The organism is Nocardioides sp. B129/18 (genome assembly GCF_055282735.1).
The window spans coordinates 263785-279594 of the sequence record NZ_JBUZJI010000001.1 but is presented as its reverse complement, the minus strand read 5'-3'; the positions used below and the strand labels follow the sequence as shown (position 1 = coordinate 279594).

Annotated in this window: 11 protein-coding genes; 5 read left to right on the top strand and 6 right to left on the bottom strand. The window is 73.6% G+C overall.

Annotated elements, in window-relative coordinates:
* Nucleotides 1-25: 25 nt before the first annotated feature.
* Genes ACZDWJ_RS01430 through wecB form a run of 6 tightly spaced genes read right to left on the bottom strand, consistent with a single transcriptional unit; the run spans nucleotide 26 to nucleotide 10000 of the window.
* A complete protein-coding gene (locus tag ACZDWJ_RS01430) occupies nucleotides 26-1078 on the bottom strand; it encodes a glycosyltransferase family 2 protein (RefSeq protein ID WP_463519123.1) in 1053 nt (350 codons plus the stop codon).
* Nucleotides 1075-3267, bottom strand: coding sequence for a glycosyltransferase family 4 protein (locus tag ACZDWJ_RS01425; protein ID WP_463519122.1), 2193 nt, complete (start codon nucleotides 3265-3267; stop codon nucleotides 1075-1077). The genes ACZDWJ_RS01430 and ACZDWJ_RS01425 overlap by 4 nt, the downstream gene beginning before the upstream one ends.
* 3 nt (nucleotides 3268-3270) lie before the next feature.
* Entirely contained in the window at nucleotides 3271-5043 is a 1773-nt protein-coding gene (locus tag ACZDWJ_RS01420; RefSeq protein ID WP_463519121.1) for a glycosyltransferase, read from the bottom strand.
* A complete protein-coding gene (locus tag ACZDWJ_RS01415) occupies nucleotides 5040-7181 on the bottom strand; it encodes an acyltransferase family protein (RefSeq protein ID WP_463519120.1) in 2142 nt (713 codons plus the stop codon). The genes ACZDWJ_RS01420 and ACZDWJ_RS01415 overlap by 4 nt, the downstream gene beginning before the upstream one ends.
* Nucleotides 7182-8921, bottom strand: coding sequence for a glycosyltransferase family protein (locus ACZDWJ_RS01410; protein WP_463519119.1), 1740 nt, complete (start codon nucleotides 8919-8921; stop codon nucleotides 7182-7184). It abuts the gene before it with no gap.
* On the bottom strand, nucleotides 8918-10000 hold the full coding sequence (wecB, locus tag ACZDWJ_RS01405) for a non-hydrolyzing UDP-N-acetylglucosamine 2-epimerase (RefSeq protein WP_463519118.1): 1083 nt from the start codon (nucleotides 9998-10000) through the stop codon (nucleotides 8918-8920). Before wecB ends, ACZDWJ_RS01410 begins: the two co-directional genes overlap by 4 nt.
* A gap of 155 nt (nucleotides 10001-10155) precedes the next feature.
* Between wecB and ACZDWJ_RS01400 the strand changes: the two genes are divergently transcribed.
* The 5 genes from ACZDWJ_RS01400 to ACZDWJ_RS01380 are packed head-to-tail and all read left to right on the top strand — an operon-like array spanning nucleotide 10156 to nucleotide 15772.
* Nucleotides 10156-11661: a glycosyltransferase family 4 protein gene (locus tag ACZDWJ_RS01400; RefSeq protein ID WP_463519117.1), complete on the top strand. Its 1506-nt coding sequence runs from the start codon at nucleotides 10156-10158 to the stop codon at nucleotides 11659-11661.
* A complete protein-coding gene (locus tag ACZDWJ_RS01395; RefSeq protein WP_463519116.1) occupies nucleotides 11658-12950 on the top strand; it encodes a nucleotide sugar dehydrogenase in 1293 nt (430 codons plus the stop codon). Before ACZDWJ_RS01400 ends, ACZDWJ_RS01395 begins: the two co-directional genes overlap by 4 nt.
* Nucleotides 12947-13813 (top strand): ABC transporter permease, encoded by an 867-nt coding sequence (locus tag ACZDWJ_RS01390; protein WP_463519115.1) that lies wholly within the window; start codon nucleotides 12947-12949, stop codon nucleotides 13811-13813. Before ACZDWJ_RS01395 ends, ACZDWJ_RS01390 begins: the two co-directional genes overlap by 4 nt.
* Entirely contained in the window at nucleotides 13806-14657 is an 852-nt protein-coding gene (locus tag ACZDWJ_RS01385) for an ABC transporter ATP-binding protein (RefSeq protein ID WP_463519114.1), read from the top strand. The genes ACZDWJ_RS01390 and ACZDWJ_RS01385 overlap by 8 nt, the downstream gene beginning before the upstream one ends.
* Nucleotides 14654-15772 carry a glycosyltransferase gene (locus ACZDWJ_RS01380; protein WP_463519113.1) on the top strand — a complete coding sequence of 373 codons (1119 nt, stop codon included), beginning with the start codon at nucleotides 14654-14656 and terminating at the stop codon, nucleotides 15770-15772. The genes ACZDWJ_RS01385 and ACZDWJ_RS01380 overlap by 4 nt, the downstream gene beginning before the upstream one ends.
* The last annotated feature ends 38 nt before the right edge of the window (nucleotides 15773-15810 follow it).

Below are 15810 nucleotides of genomic sequence, written 5' to 3'. Positions count from 1 at the left end.
TCCCCCGTACGGAGAGGCTCGGGGCTCAGGCTGCTGGCGCAGGCCGACCGCGCTGCGCGCGCGGCACCGAGCGCAGGAACCCGCTGCCCCAGGCCAGGTGCATCGTCGCGATGACGATCGGCAGCCACAGGCGGGCGCGCAGGCCGAGCCCGCGTCCCTCCCCGAGGCTGACGGCGATGACGCCGAGGGCGTAGACCACCGGCACGGCGAGGCCGAGCATCAGCCAGCCCAGCGCTCCGACGCCGGCCAGCGCGCCGATGAGGCCGACCAGGCCGAGCAGCACGCCCACGCCGATCGCGAGGGTGACGACGGGGGCGGCGAGGTAGCGGAACGACGCGGTGTCGGGGTAGGCGGCGATGATCTGGCGCCGCCACCGGCCCGAGCCGTGGAACTGGGTGGCCAGCGCCTTGAGGTCGCGACGCGGCCGGTAGGTGACGGCCAGCGACGGCGAGAACCAGATCGTGTGGCCGGCCTTGCGGATGCGGTAGTTCAGCTCCCAGTCCTGGGCGCGGGTGAACTGCTCGTCGAAGCCGCCGAGCTCGACGAGCACGTCGCGGCGGAAGGCGCCGAGGTAGACGGTGTCGGCCGGGCCGGGCTCGCCGCCGACGTGGAACTTGGCTCCGCCGATGCCGTAGGGCGAGGACATCGCGACGGCGACGGCGTGGCCGAAGTCGGTCTCGCCCTCCACCCGCATCAGGCCGCCGACGTTGGCCGCGCCGGTGCTCTGCAGCAGGGCGACGACGTCGCGGACGTAGTGCTCGGGCAGCAGGCCGTGGGCGTCGACGCGCACGACGAGGTCGTGGCTGGTGGCCGCGATCGCGGCGTTGAGCGCCGCGGGGGTGCGTCCGGTGGGGTTGTCGACCACCCGGATGCGAGGGTCGGCGGCGGCGATCCCCGCGGCGATCTCGGCGGTGCGGTCACGGCTCGGGCCGATCGCCAGGACGATCTCCATCGGGCCCTCGTAGCCCTGGTCGAGCACGCGCTGCACCGACTGCGCGAGGTACCGCTCCTCGTTGAGGACCGGCATGATCACCGACACCGGCGGGGCGGACCCCGCCGGCTGCTGCTCCTGGCTCACGGGCGTCCGGCCCGCGCCATCTCGTCGTAGGCGGTGGCGAGGATGTCGACCAGCGAGTGCCAGTCGCGCTCGCGCAGCACCCAGTCGCGCGCCTCGCCGCCCAGACGCGCCCGCAGCTGCGGGTCGTCGAGGAGCAGGCCGATCACCCGGGCGAGGTCGGTGGCCGAGCCCTTCTCGAAGACCAGGCCGGTGACGCCGTCCTGGACGATCTCGGTGAGCGCGGCGACCGACGACACGATGACCGCGCGGCCCATCGCCATCGACTCGAAGGGCTTGATCGGCGAGATCAGCTCGCACACCGGCAGGGGCCGGCGCGGGAACGGGGTGACGTCGAAGAGCGAGAGGTAGCGGCTGACCTCCTCGTGCGGCACGCGGCCGGTGAAGGTGACGAGGTCGCCGAGGTCGAGCCGCTCAGCGGTGGCGTGGACGACGGACTGGAAGGGTCCGTCGCCGACCACCACGAGGTGGAAGTCGGGACCGTCGGGGCCGGTGCGGGTCGTGCGCAGCAGCGCGATGGCCTCCAGCAGGAGGTCGAGGCCCTCGTAGTCGACCATGCCGCCGGCGTAGCCGATGACGGTCTTGCCCTGCAGGCCGAGCTCGGCCTGCAGCTCGAGGTCCTTCGGGCGCGGCTCGAAGCGGTGGGTGTGCACGCCGTTGGGCAGGACGACGAGGTTCTCCTCCGGCACGCCGCGGGCGGCCATCTCCTTGCGCAGCGCCTCGGTGATGACGAAGACCTTCGCCGCGCCCAGGCACGAGGCCAGCTCGACCTCGTCGAGGAAGCGCTGGCGGTCGCTGGAGCCGAACGCCGGGTCGCGCGAGATCTTCATGAGGTCCTCGAGACCGCGCATCTCGTAGACGTAGGGGACGCCGAGGCGGGCCGCGGCCTGGCGGGTCGCGAGGCCGTTGACGTAGAAGCTCGACGCCTGCAGCACCGCGGGACGGTGCCGGCGGGCGTGGGCGACGATCGCGTTGGCGTAGGAGTCGACGTAGCCGGTGAGGGGGTACTGCTTGAACGGGCCGGGCTGGTGGACCTCGAGCACCCGGTGGTAGCGGATGCCGTCGACGTCGTCGTAGGGCTCGACCCGGCGGGAGTCGCCGGTGCTCCAGCGGTCGTAGGGGAACCCGAGACGGGTGACGCCCTCGACGTCGAAGCCGTGGGCGGCCAGGCCGGTGAGCAGGCCGTGGGTGCGGGTGGCGTAGCCGCCGGACTGGTGCGGGAGCGACTGGGCCAGCGTCGCGAGGACGGCGCGCTCGCGCGGCTCGTAGGCCGGGCGCGCGGCGGGGGTCGGGGCCTGCCAGCCGCGACGGACGACCTCGAGCTGGTCGCTGGCGTTGGCCCAGGTGGCCGCGGCGAAGCGGTCGTCGGGGTGGCGAGCCAGGGCGTGGCCGGCGAGGCGCTGCGCGGGCTCGGTGTAGCCGGCGGTGAGCGCGCGGGCCGCGGCGCGCCGCAGCTCCAGGGCGGGGGCGCGACGGGCGGGGATCGCGATCGCGTTGGCGACCCGGCCGTCGGCGAAGTCGGCCAGGCGGGCCCACTCGCGGCGTCGGTCGAGCGCACGGGCGATCGTCGGCAGCGGCCGCTCCAGACGCTCGCTCACCTCGGCGACGAGCGCGTCGAGCCCGGCCTCGTCGACCTCGGCGAGCTGCTGCTCGGCCAGGGCGGCGTCGAGGTCGCCGTCGTAGCCCTCGACGCCCCAGCCGGCGAGGTTCGCGCGGAACCGCGCGACATCCTCGGCGCGGGCGGTGCGCAGGACGACGATCGTCTCCTGGATCTCGCGCTTGTTGCGCGGGCGGGTGTCGAAGAGGTCGGTGCGGGACTGCTCCACCTCGGCGGGGTCGCCGGCGGCGGCCGCGAGGCGGTAGTGCACCAGGCGGGCGTCGAAGGCCGGCGCGGCCTCGACGGCACGACGCGCCAGGGCCAGCGCCTCGCTGCGGTTGCCGAGGCGCTCCTGGATCTCGGCGGCCACCACCCACGCGCGCGGCAGCACCTGCGGGCGCTCGAGGAGGGGCGCGAGCAGCGCGAGCGCCGCCTTCGGGCTCTTCTCGCCGACCAGGCGGCGCCGGGCCTCGGCGACCTGCGCCCGCTCGACGAGGTGCTGGACGCGCTCGGGGCCGCGGTCGGAGGGGATCCGGGCGGAGGCGGCGGCCACCTGACGGCGGGCCGCCTGCTTGGCGCGGCTGCGGATGGACATCGCTCAGACCTCCACGTGGGGTCGCGGATCGCCGTAGAACGCCAGCCGCCCGGCGGCGGTGAGGAAGGTGGCGTCCTCGACGGTCCAGGTGTGTGCGGAGCGGTCCTCGCCGCGCACGCTGACGAAGTTGTACCGGTCGGCGGACCAGATGGACACGCCCTCGGCCATCGAGCGGTCGAGGATGTCGGAGTCGACGGCGCGGGGCAGGTCGCCGAAGCGGACGCTGCGCACGACGTCGCCCTCGAAGAGCATCGACCCGCCCTGGATGCGGCGCACCCAGCGGTTCTCGAAGTCGGGGTAGCGCACGACGACCGCGCCGCTGGAGCGCAGCCACACGTGGTGGGCCCACTTGCCGGCGATGCCGGCGCCCTGGGCGCGCATCGCGGCGGCGAGGTCGCTCAGGTAGTGGGTGCCGTAGTGGTTGTCGTCGTCCATCTTGGCCACGAGGTCGCCGCCCGCGGCGTCGACGCCGAGGTTCATGCAGGCGCCGAGGGTGAGGTGGCTGGCGGCCGGGACGATCTGCAGCTCGCGGACGCCGGCCTCGGCGGCCCTGGCGCGCAGGGCGGCCTCGTCGACGCCGATGCCGTGCAGCACCAGCACCAGCTCCACCGACGGGTGGGACTGGCGGCCGATGTTGGCCAGCACGTTGTCGAGCTCGTGCTCGCGGTTGGTGGGCACGACCGCGGAGATGCTCGGCACGGCCGGCTCCGGCTCGGTCCGGCCCACGAGTCCGAGGATCGTGCGGGCGCGGTGGCCGTAGGTGTGCTGGGCCAGCACGGCGCGGCGGGCCCGGAGGGCCTCGCGGTCGCCGAGCTCGGGCTGGTGCAGCCGGGCGACGACCTCGCCGCGCAGGCCCGCGGCGTCGCCGGGCGCGGCGGGCTCGAGGCCGGCGGGCTGGGGGTACCCGGCGACCGACACCACGGGGGTGCCGGCGGCCGCGGCCTCCAGCGGCAGCCAGGTGTCGCCCGCGGTGCGGCGCGCGACGTCGACGTAGACGGCGGCGTCGTCGAGGGCCTGGGCGAGGGTGCCGGCGTCGGCCACCGTCGCGTCCTCGGAGAACGGGACGGGCAGCAGTCCGCGGGCCGGGATGGCGGGGTCGAGCACGAACGCGTCGACCTGGGCGGCGATCGGACGCAGACCCGGGCCGAGCATGACCGCGACGGGGCCGGCCGAGACCGGATCGGCGGGGCCGGGCGAGACGACGAGCGCCCGGCGCAGGGAGCCGTCGCGCACCTCGGCGACCCGCTGCGAGCGCTGCGCCGGTGCGGCGGGCTCGAGCACCTCGACGTCGGCGAGCGCACCCCACGGCTCGGCCTCGTCGGCGACCAGGACGTGGTCGGCGAGGGCGAGCAGGCGGGTCATGGCGGCGACGCCGCCCTGGCTGGTCGGCGGACGACCGCCGGTGATCCAGACGACCACCGGCACCTCGGCCGCGCGGGCGCCCTGCAGGAGGTCGACGACGACCGGCTGCTCGGCGTCCCCGAAGCCCGGCACCTGCTGGTCGGCGAGCTCGACGAGGAGGAGGTCGGCGCCGGCGGCGCTGGGCGCCTCCGGCGTCAGGATCCGGGCACGCCACTGGTCGGCGAAGCCGTCGTGGAGGCGTGCGGAGGTGGCCATCGCGACCGCGAGATTTGGACGCCGCTGCACCAGGCTCGCGGGCCGGGCCCAGTCCGGCTGCTCCTCGCCCTCGGCGTGCCGCAGGCGGCGCAGCCGCTGACGCACGGCCTGGAGGCCCTGCTGGAGGCCCTGCTGGCTCTGCTGCTGACCGCCGCTCATCCGGGGATCCCGGCCTTGCGGAGGCGCTCGTAGAGCGGCTGGGCCATCGTCTCGATGTAGGTCTTGGTGATGTGGGATCCCTGGCGGTAGATCATCACGTTCCCGATGACGGGCGGGCAGGTGCCGTCGTAGGCGGTGGGGCAGATGAAGGGGTCCATGTCGATGAACGGCACGTCGGCCTTCGCGGCGGCCTGCTTCTGGGTGTTCAGGCCGCTGGCGTCGATGCCCTTGGCGCGGTCGAAGGTGCAGGCGGTGAAGTAGTCGTCCTGGTGCTCGGAGACGCAGGCGTAGACGTCCTTGCCCTCGGTCTGGAGGCTGTCGGCCAGCGAGATCACCTTGGTGCCGGCCTTCTCGACCCGGCCCCAGGTGTCGACGAGGGCGTCGACCATGGCGGGCTTGCTCGTCTGCGGGTCGCCGCCGTCGGTGGTGCCGACGATGCCGGAGCTCTTCTGACTCACCGTGACGAGGTAGTCGGGCTTGATCTTCTCGGTGAGCTCGGTGAGCACCTTGTCGGTCCAGGTGCGGCAGCTGGTGTAGGGCTTGCCGGCGTTCGTGGTGGTGATGGTGGCGAACGCGCAGGCCGACTTGGTGAGGGTCACGACGCGCCAGCTGTGCTTGGAGGCCAGCTGCTGGAAGGCCGGCACCCACTGGGCGGCCTTGGAGTCGCCCACGACCGCGATGGTGGTCGTGGCGTTCTTGGGGCCGTAGGCGCAGACCTTCGGGTCGTCCTGGGTCGCCGAGAGCTGGCAGCCGGAGTCGTAGAGGTCCGGGAGGTCCTTGGTGGCCTGGAGCGGGTCGGGGAAGATCGCCTGGTAGTTCTCCGCGCCCGGCTTCTGGGTGGCCGGCACCGTGGCCGAGGGCGGGTCGCCGAGGGCGGCCGCGCCGGGGGTGTCGGCGACGTTGCGGGCCGCCGAGGAGGACGCGACGCCGGCAGAGAGCAGCAGGCCGGCGACGACGCCGACGAGGGTGAAGTTCACGCCGAGGCTGAAGGCCACGCGCTTGCTGCGCGAGACGATCGCCGAGTGGCGGATCGGGTTCTCCACGAACCGGTAGGACAGGTAGGCCGGCACGGCGCACAGCAGCAGGATCAGCAGGCCGTAGGCGGTGGTGATCTTGTCGTCGCCGTAGCGCTCGCGGGCCACGACCAGCAGCGGCCAGTGCCACAGGTAGAGCGAGTAGCTCATGTTGCCGACCAGCTGCATGAAGCCGTTGCGGAGCACCAGCACGGGGCCGTAGGGGCCGGCCGCCGGCCCGACGGCCAGCACGAGGGCGGTGCCCGCGACGACGACCAGGGTGCCCCAGCTCGGCCACACGGACGTCTCGCTGAACTGCAGACCGCTGTAGGCGATCATCGCGATGCCGACCCAGCCCGCGATCGCGGCGAGCCGCTGCGGGAGCCGCTCGAGCCAGGCGGCGGCGATCGCGATGAACGCACCGCCGGCGAACTCCCAGATGCGGGTGCCGGTGTTGAAGTACGACGCCGAGGGGTCGGTCTTGGCCAGGTAGGCGGCGTAGGCCAGCGACGGCACGCCGATGACGGCCAGGCCCAGTCCCATCGCCAGGTGCTTCTGCAGGCCCAGCCGCTTGGCGGCGAAGAGCGCGACGATGAAGAGGATCGGCCAGATGAAGTAGAACTGCTCCTCCACCGACAGCGACCAGAAGTGCTGCACGACCGACGGCGGCTCGTCCTCGGCCAGGTAGTTCACCTGACGGGCGGCGAGGTGCCAGTTCACGAAGTACAGCGACGAGGCGACGATGTCGCCGCCGGTGGTCTCCCAGCGGATCTTGGGCACCAGCGCCCAGACGAGGACGGCGCTGCTGACGAGCACCAGGCCGGCCGCCGGCAGCAGGCGCTTGGCGCGACGGGCGTAGAAGCCCAGCAGCGAGACGGTGCCGGTGCGGTCGCCCTCCTTCATCAGCTGACCGGTGATGACGAAGCCGGAGATGACGAAGAAGACGTCGACGCCGACGAAGCCGCCGGGCAGGAACGAGACGCCGGCGTGGTAGAGCAGCACGAGCAGGCAGGCGATCGCGCGCATGCCCTGGATGTCGGGCCGGAACCGGTCGTTGGTCGCCGGGGCCGCGGGCGCCGACGGCGGCGTCGGGCTCGTGGCGGCGGGCGTGGCGGTCGTGGTCACTCAGACCTCCGCGAGTGCATAGGGGTCGGGGACATCGAGGACCTGGGAGGAGCGCGCGCGGATCTCGTCGTCGCTGATCGACCAGGTGTGGGTGCTGGGGTCGTGGCTGCGGATCGAGACGAAGTTGAACCGGTCGGCGGAGTAGACCGTCAGGCCCGCCTCGGCGACCCGGTTGAGGAACGCGGTGTCGACGCCGCGCGGCAGGTCGTCGTAGGGGATCCGCTCGGCGACGTCGCGGCGGGTCAGCAGCGTGCCGCCCTGCACCTGCTTGACGAAGCGGTGCTCGGCGTGGGCGAAGCGCAGCAGGGTCTCGCCCGTGCCCTCCAGCTTCACCAGGTGGGCCCACTTGCCGACGACGTCGGCGCCGGAGAAGTCCAGGGCCCGCACGAGGTCGGTGAGGTAGTGGGTGCCGTAGAAGTTGTCGTCGTCCATCTTCGCGACGAGCTCGCCGGTGGAGGCGTCGGTGCCGAGGTTGAGGATGCGACCGAGGGTGAGGTCGGCGTCGGTGGGCACCAGCACGAGGCGGGCGACGCCGGCGGCGGTGGCGCGCTGGCGCAGCTCGGCCTCGTCGGGGGCGAAGCCGTGCGTGACGAGCACCAGCTCGACGTCGGGGTGGCTCTGCCGGGCGATGGTCTCGAGCACGTGGTCGAGCTGCTCGGGACGCCGCGTGGGCACGACCGCGCTGACGCGCTGCGCCGGGCGCGGGCCGGTGGCCAGGCCGACGGTGGCGAGCACGGTGTCGACGCGGTGGGAGTAGAGGTGCTCGTCGAAGACGCGGCGGTGGGCCAGGAGGGCCTGGCGGTCGCGGGCGTCGTCGTCGGAGAGCAGGCGGGTGAGCGCCTCCTCGGTCTGGGCGGCGTCCTCGACGACGGTGATCGTGTCCCCGAAGAACGGCTCGATGCTCGCGGCGGGCGCGGAGACGATGGCGGTCTGCGCGGCGGAGAGCTCGAAGAGCCGGCGCGAGCACATCGTGCGGCTGCCGGTGACGGAGTTGACGTTGAGGAAGACCTTGTAGGCGGTGTAGGCGCCGATCATCTTCGCGTACGGCAGGGAGCCGACGACGTGGGAGCGGTACGGCTTGGGGAAGCGGTAGCGCTTGTCGCCGCGCTGCATGCGCGACCAGATGTGGAGGTCGTGCTCGACCGCCGGGCCGAGGACGTACTCCATCTGCGCGCGCCGCTCGGGGTGCTTCTCGGCGAACCAGGTGCCGGCGAAGGCCACCTCGTAGGGGCGGCCGGGCATCCAGCGCACCGGGCGGTGCAGCCGCGGCTGGGCCGCGAAGGGCAGCAGCGCGATGCGGTCGTGGCCGAGGTCGCGCTGGTAGACCGGGATGCGGTCGGCGTCGACGGTGAAGACGTGGTCGAAGAGCCGCGCGGTCTCGATGAACTTGTCGTAGTTGGGCGGGTCCTCCTTGTTCCAGAAGACCGTGGGGACGCCCTGCTCACGGCACCACGTCACCAGCGCCCGCAGCTCGGGGCTGGGGCGGTCGTCGCGGGTCATGTGCAGCCGCCAGCGGCCGTCGTTGCCGTTCCACGCCGACTCGACGAAGAGCAGCTGCGGACGACGGGCCTCCAGGGTGGCGCGCCAGTCGTCGGGCCCGAAGGTGACCTGGTCCCACTCGTAGCCGAACGCGAGCTCGGAGAAGGGGTCCAGCAGCACCGCGACCGTGAGATCGGGACGCGACGGCACCGCCGGCGGCACGACGTTCCTGCCGAGCCGCGGGCGGCGGCGCAGGATCATGCGTAGGCCTCGACCAGCACCTCGGCGATGCGCGGGCCGGCGTGGCCGTCCCACAGCGGCGGGACCTTGTGGCTGGAGCGGTCGGTGGCCAGCGCGACGCCGACCTCGGCGGCCAGGCTCTCGCGGGTGACCAGGCGGTTGGTGCCGTGGGTGATCGTGACCGGGCGCTCGGTGTTGGGGCGCAGGGTCAGGCAGGGGACGCCGAGGACGGTGGTCTCCTCCTGGACGCCGCCGGAGTCGGTGATGACGACGTCGGCGCCGCGCACCAGGCCGAGGAACTCGACGTAGCCGAGCGGCTCGCACAGGCTGATGCCCGGGTGCTTCAGCAGGCCGGCGTCCTCCAGCGCGGCGCGGCCGCGCGGGTGCAGCGGGACGACGATCGGCACCTGGTCGGCGGCGGCGTGCAGGGTCTGCACGAGCGCGGCGGCGTCGGCGCCGGCGTCGACGTTGGCCGGGCGGTGCAGCGTGGCCACGGCGTAGCGGCCGGTGAGCTCGTGACGCGCCCGGGCGGCCTCGACGTCGAAGGCGTCGAGGTGGGCCAGCAGGGTGTCGATCATCGGGTTGCCGACCAGGTGGATGCGGTCGGGGTCGGTGCCCTCGTTGCCGAGGTGCGCGACGGCGTCGGCGCTGGTGGCGAAGAGGACGTCGGAGAGGCGGTCGGTGACCAGCCGGTTGACCTCCTCGGGCATCGTCGCGTCGAAGCTGCGCAGGCCGGCCTCGACGTGGGCGAGGGGGATCTGCAGCTTCGCGGCCACGAGCGCGGCCGCGACGGTGGAGTTGACGTCGCCGTAGACCACGACGACGTCGGGGCGCTCGGCGAGGAAGAGCTCCTCGAGGCCCACCATGACCGCGGCGGTCTGGGAGGCGTGGGAGCCGGAGCCGACGCCGAGGTTCACGTCCGGCTCGGGCAGGCCGAGCTGGCGGAAGAACACCTCCGACATGCGCTCGTCGTAGTGCTGACCGGTGTGGACCAGCCGCTGCTGCACCCGATCTCCGCCGAGACTGGCCACGGCGTCGATGACCGGGGCCGCCTTCGGGAAGTTCGGGCGCGCACCGGTGATGTGGATGACGAGCGACATGCGACCTCCGCGGGCACCACGCCCGTCCTGTCGGTGAGACTTGACCTCGAAAAGTTACTACAGTGAGCGGTCGGGGTCGGAATCGAACGACCGCGGCCACTCCGGCGTGCGCCGCCTCCGCACCACCGCGTCGACAGGCCGAACAGGAGGGCGTCATGGGCGCACGCAGCACCGCGCGCAGCCTGCGCGACGCGCCTGCGGCCGCCACCGTCACCGCCCGTCACCTGCTGCGCGGCACCGCGCACGTGGCCGGGCTCCCGCGGCCCTGGCAGTCCAGCCCGGCCTACGTCCGGGCCCTCGACGCCTACCGCGACGGTGACCTTCGCCACGCCCGCGACCTCGCGCACGCCGCCGGACCCGCCGGACGCCTCCTCGCGCGCCTGGTCGACGGCGAGCTGGCGCTGCTGCTGCAGCCCGCCCCGGCGGCCCGTCGCATCGCCCCGGCCCGCGAGGCCGGCCGCGACGCCGACCGCGTGCTGCACCTGGTCACCAACGCCCAGCCCGAGACCGTCGCCGGCTACACCGTGCGCACCCGCGGCATCACCGAGGCGCAGCGCGCCGCCGGGCTCGACGTCCACGTCGTCAGCCGGCTCGGCTTCCCCGTGAACAAGGGCCGCCTCGGCGCCGCCGTGCGCACCGAGGTCGGCGGCGTCCCCCACCACCGGCTCCTGCCGCTGCACCTGCCGCTGCGCGCCGACGAGGCCTTCCGCGCCGACGTCGAGCGCTCCTCGCGGCTGGTCGAGCGGGTGCGTCCGGGCGTGCTCCACGCCCACTCCAACCACGTCAACGGGCAGGTCGGCCTCGCGCTGCGCGCCCGCCACGGCATCCCCCTGGTCTACGAGGTCCGCGGGCTGCTCGAGGAGACCTGGCTCAGCCGCACCAGCCGTCCCGAGGCCGCCACCAGCGACTTCTACCGCCTGACCCGCGAGGCCGAGGGTCGCGTCATGCGCGGCGCCGACGCCGTCGTCACCCTCAGCGCGTCGCTGCGCGAGGCCGTCATCGAGCGGGGCGTGGCGCCCGAGCGGGTCCACGTCGTCCCCAACTGCGTAGACGCCGACTGGCTGGCCGCCGAGCCCGTCCCCCGCCGCGAGGCCGGTGCGCCGCTCACCGTCGGCATCGGCGGCACCCTCAACGCCTACGAGGGCGTCGACGTGCTCGTCGAGGCCGTCGCCCTGCTGCGCGAGCGCGGCCAGGACGTCCGGCTGCTCGTCGCCGGCGACGGCCCGGCCCTCGCCGCCCTGCGCGAGCTGGCCTCCTCCCGGGGCCTCGGCGAGGCCGCCACCTTCACCGGCCGGCTGCGTCGTCCCGAGCTGATGGCGGCCTACCGCGACCTCGACGTCTTCTGCCTCCCGCGGCGCGATCTCTCCGTCACCCGCCTCGTCCCCCCGCTCAAGCCCGTCGAGGCGATGGCCATGGGTCTGCCGGTCGTCGGTTCGGACCTGGCGCCACTCCGCGAGATGCTGGGGGAGGATCGGGGCGTCCTCGTGCGTCCCGACGACCCGGCGGCCCTGGCCGCCGCGCTCCACGACCTCGCCGATCCGGACCTCCGGGCCCGCCTCGGCACGGCCGCCCGCACGTGGGTGGCGCAGACCCGCACCTGGGCGGCCGCCACCGAGACCTACCGCACCCTCTACGCGTCGATCCAAGGAGAGACCCTGTGACCGCAACCACCGCCACCGCCGACCAGACCTGGTCCCACGACCTCGTCGTCATCGGCCTGGGCTACGTCGGACTCCCCCTGGCCAAGGAGGCCACCGGAGCCGGCCTGCGGGTCGCCGGGCTCGACGTCACGCCGGCGATCGTCGACGGCCTCAACGGCGGTCGCTCGCACGTCGACGACCTCAGCGACGCCGACATCGCCGCCATGGTCGAGGCCGGGTTCCGCGCCACCACCGACTCCGCGGTCATCGCCGGCGCCGAGACCGTCGTCATCTGCGTGCCCACCCCGCTCGGCGACGGCGGCGGCCCCGACCTCGGGGCGGTCAAGTCGGCCGTCCGCGCGATCGCCTCGCACCTGCAGCGCGGCCAGCTGGTCGTCCTGGAGTCCACCACCTACCCCGGCACCACCGAGGAGGTCGTCAAGCCGATGCTCGAGGAGCCCAGCGGGCTCACCGCCGGCGTCGACTTCTCGCTGGCCTTCTCCCCCGAGCGCATCGACCCCGGCAACCCCACCTGGGGCCTGAAGAACACCCCGAAGGTCGTCGGCGGGCTCGACGCCGAGGCCACGAAGCGCGCCGGCGCCTTCTACGGCCGCTTCGTCGACACCATCGTCGAGGCGGTGGGCGCCAAGGAGGCCGAGACCGCGAAGCTGCTGGAGAACACCTACCGGCACATCAACATCGCGCTGGTCAACGAGATGGCCCGCTTCTGCCACGAGCTCGGCATCGACCTGTGGGACGTCATCCGCTGCGCCTCCACCAAGCCGTTCGGCTTCCAGGCCTTCTACCCCGGCCCCGGCGTCGGCGGTCACTGCATCCCGATCGACCCCAACTACCTCTCCCACAACGTGCGCGCGAAGCTCGGCTACCCGTTCCGCTTCGTCGAGCTCGCCGAGGAGATCAACGCCACGATGCCGGCCTACACCGCGCACCGGGCCCAGAACCTCCTCAACGACCACAGCAAGGCCATCCGTGGCTCGAAGCTGCTGCTGCTCGGCGTCACCTACAAGCCCGACATCGCCGACCAGCGCGAGTCGCCCGCCGTGCCGCTGGCCCGCCAGCTCGACCAGCTCGGCGCCGAGCTCGTGTACCACGACCCGCACGTGCTCGACTGGCGTCCGGGCGTCGACGTCACCCGCGCCGAGGACCTCGACGCAGCGCTCGCCGAGGCCGACCTCGTCATCCTCGTGCAGAAGCACACCGCGTACGACCCCAGCGCCCTGGCCGCGAAGTCGCAGCTGTTCTTCGACACCCGCGGCGCCACCGTCGGCGAGGAGGCGCACCGCCTGTGACCCCGCCGCAGACCAGCAGCCTGGAGGCGCTCGCCGTCGAGCACGGCCTGACCCGGGTCGGCGTGCGTCCGACCCTGCGCGAGTACGCCCTGCAGACCTGGCAGCGACGCCACTTCATGGTGTCGCTGGCGTCCGCCCGCGCCTACGCCCGCAACCAGTCCGGCGGCTACCTCGGCCAGCTCTGGGCGGTCATCACGCCCTCGCTGTGGGCGTGCGTCTACCTGCTGGTCTTCGGCGTGGTCCTGAAGACCAACCGCGGCATCGACAACTACACCGGCTTCCTGGTCATCGGCGTCTTCCTCTTCCACTTCTCGACGGCGTCGATCTCCAACGGCTCGAAGTCGATCTCGATGAACCAGGAGATCATCGGCTCGCTGCAGTTCCCGCGCGCCCTGCTCCCCCTGGCCACCGTCACCGCCGAGCTGTTCACCCTGCTGCCGGCGATCGCGGTGCTCATCGTCGTGGTGATCTCCTCGGGCGAGCCGCTGCGCTGGACCTGGGCGCTGCTGCCGGTGGCGGTGCTGCTCCAGTACGTCTTCGGCATGGGCATCGCGCTCGTGCTGGCCCGGCTGGTCTCGCAGTTCCGCGACTTCGGACGCCTCGTCCCGTTCGTGCTGCGCGCCCTCATGTACACCTCGGGCGTGTTCTTCTCCCTCGACCACTACGTCAAGGAGGGCACGGCCGCCACGATCCTGCAGCACCAGCCGATCGCCATCTACCTCGAGCTCGGACGCGCCTCCCTGCTCCAGGAGACGCCGATCACCGCCTCGGCCTGGGCCTGGGGCGTCGGCTGGGCGGTGGTGGGGCTCGTCGTGGGCTTCATCTTCTTCTGGCGCGCGGAGGAGAAGTACGCCCGTGGCTGAGAGTCCCTCGCTGATCGTCGACGACGTCCACATCCACTACAAGACCTTCGGCGGCCGCCGCCTCAAGGGCCAGTCGTGGAACCAGCGGCTGCGCCGTCACGTCGGCGCCGTCGACGTCGTCAAGGCCGTCCAGGGCGTCTCGTTCGTGGCCCACCACGGCGAGGCCATCGGCATCATCGGCCACAACGGCTCGGGCAAGTCGACGCTGCTGCGCGGCATCGCCGGAGCCCTCCCCGTCACCCAGGGCGCCATCTGGGCCGACGGCACCGCCTCGCTGCTCGGCGTCAACGCCGCGCTGATGCGCGACCTCTCCGGCGAGCGCAACATCGTGCTCGGCGGCCTCGCGCTCGGCCTCACGCCGGCTCAGGTCAAGGAGCGCTACGACGACATCGTCGACCTCGCCGGCATCGGCGAGTTCATCGACCTGCCGATGCGCGCCTACTCCTCCGGCATGGGCGCGCGGCTGCGGTTCGCGATCTCGACGTCCTCCAAGCCCGACATCCTGATGATCGACGAGGCGCTGGCCACCGGCGACGCCGACTTCAAGCAGCGCAGCCAGGAGCGCATCGACGACATCGTCGAGCACGCCGGCACCATGCTGCTGGTCAGCCACTCGATGTCGATGGTGCGGGCCATGTGCGACCGCGTGCTGTGGATGGACAAGGGCCGGCTCATCGCCGACGGCCCCACCGACGAGGTGCTCGAGGAGTACGCCGAGCGCACCGGCCGGCCCACGGCCCGCCCGCGCAAGCGGCGCGGGGAGCCCGCGACCCCCGCCGCCGAGACCGCCCCCTCCGCCGACGCCCCCGCCGGTGGCGAGGTCGTCGCCGAGCAGAAGGTGTGACGCCCCCGGCCCGCGCCCTGCGCGCCCTCGTCGTCACCGTCGTCCACCACCCGCAGGACGCCCGGATCCGCCAGCGGCAGATCGTCGCGCTCCTCGAGCGCGGCTGGGAGGTCACCTACGCCGCGCCCTTCGCCGGCTACGGCCTCGAGGCCGCGACGACGCCGGGGCTGCGCACCCTCGACCTGCCCCGCGCCCGCGGACGCCGGCGGCTCCGCGCCCTGCGCGCCGCCCGGGCGCTGCTGCGTCGCGAGGCCGCCGCGCACGACGTCGTCGTCCTGCACGACCCCGAGCTGCTGCTGGCCCTGCCCCGGCTCGAGCTCCCGCCGGTGGTGTGGGACGTCCACGAGGACACCGCCGCCGCCCTCGGGATGAAGGCCTGGCTGCCCACCGCGCTCGCCCGTCCGGCCGCCGCCGGCGTGCGCGCCCTCGAGCGTCGCGCGGAGCGTCAGGTGCACCTGCTGCTGGCCGAGGACGCCTACCAGCAGCGCTTCCGGCGTCCGCACCCCGTCGTCCCGAACACCACGCGGGTGCCGGCGTCCACGACCCCGCCGGCGCAGCCGCGGGCGGTCTACGTCGGCCACCTGACCCGGGCCCGCGGCGCCCTGGAGATGATCGCCGCCGGCCGCCTGCTCCACGAGCGCACCGACGGCCGGGTGCGGGTGCAGCTCGTCGGCCCGGCCGACGCCGAGTGCGAGGCGGCGCTGGCCGACGCCCCCGGCGTCGAGTGGCTCGGCTTCCAGCCCTACCAGCAGGCGATGGCCGTGCTCGATGGCGCGCTCGCCGGGCTCTCCCTGCTGCACGACCAGCCGAACTACCGGGTCTCGCGGCCGAGCAAGGTCTCGGAGTACCTCGCCCACGGGCTGCCCGTCGTCACCACCCCGCTGCCGGAGGCGGTGCGCCTGGTCGAGGAGGCCGACGCCGGGCTGGTGGTGCCGTTCGTCGAGGGTCGCAGCGAGCCCGCGGACGTCGCCGAGGCCGTGCTCCGGCTCGACGCCGACCTCGACGCCGCCCGCGCGATGGGCGAGCGGGGCCACGCCTACGCCGCCGAGCACCTCGACTGGAGCCGGCACGCCGACGACTTCGCAGCGCACCTCAGCGCGATCGCGCGAGGCTGATCAGCACGCCCCCGGCGTGCCTACCGGCCTGGGCGCGC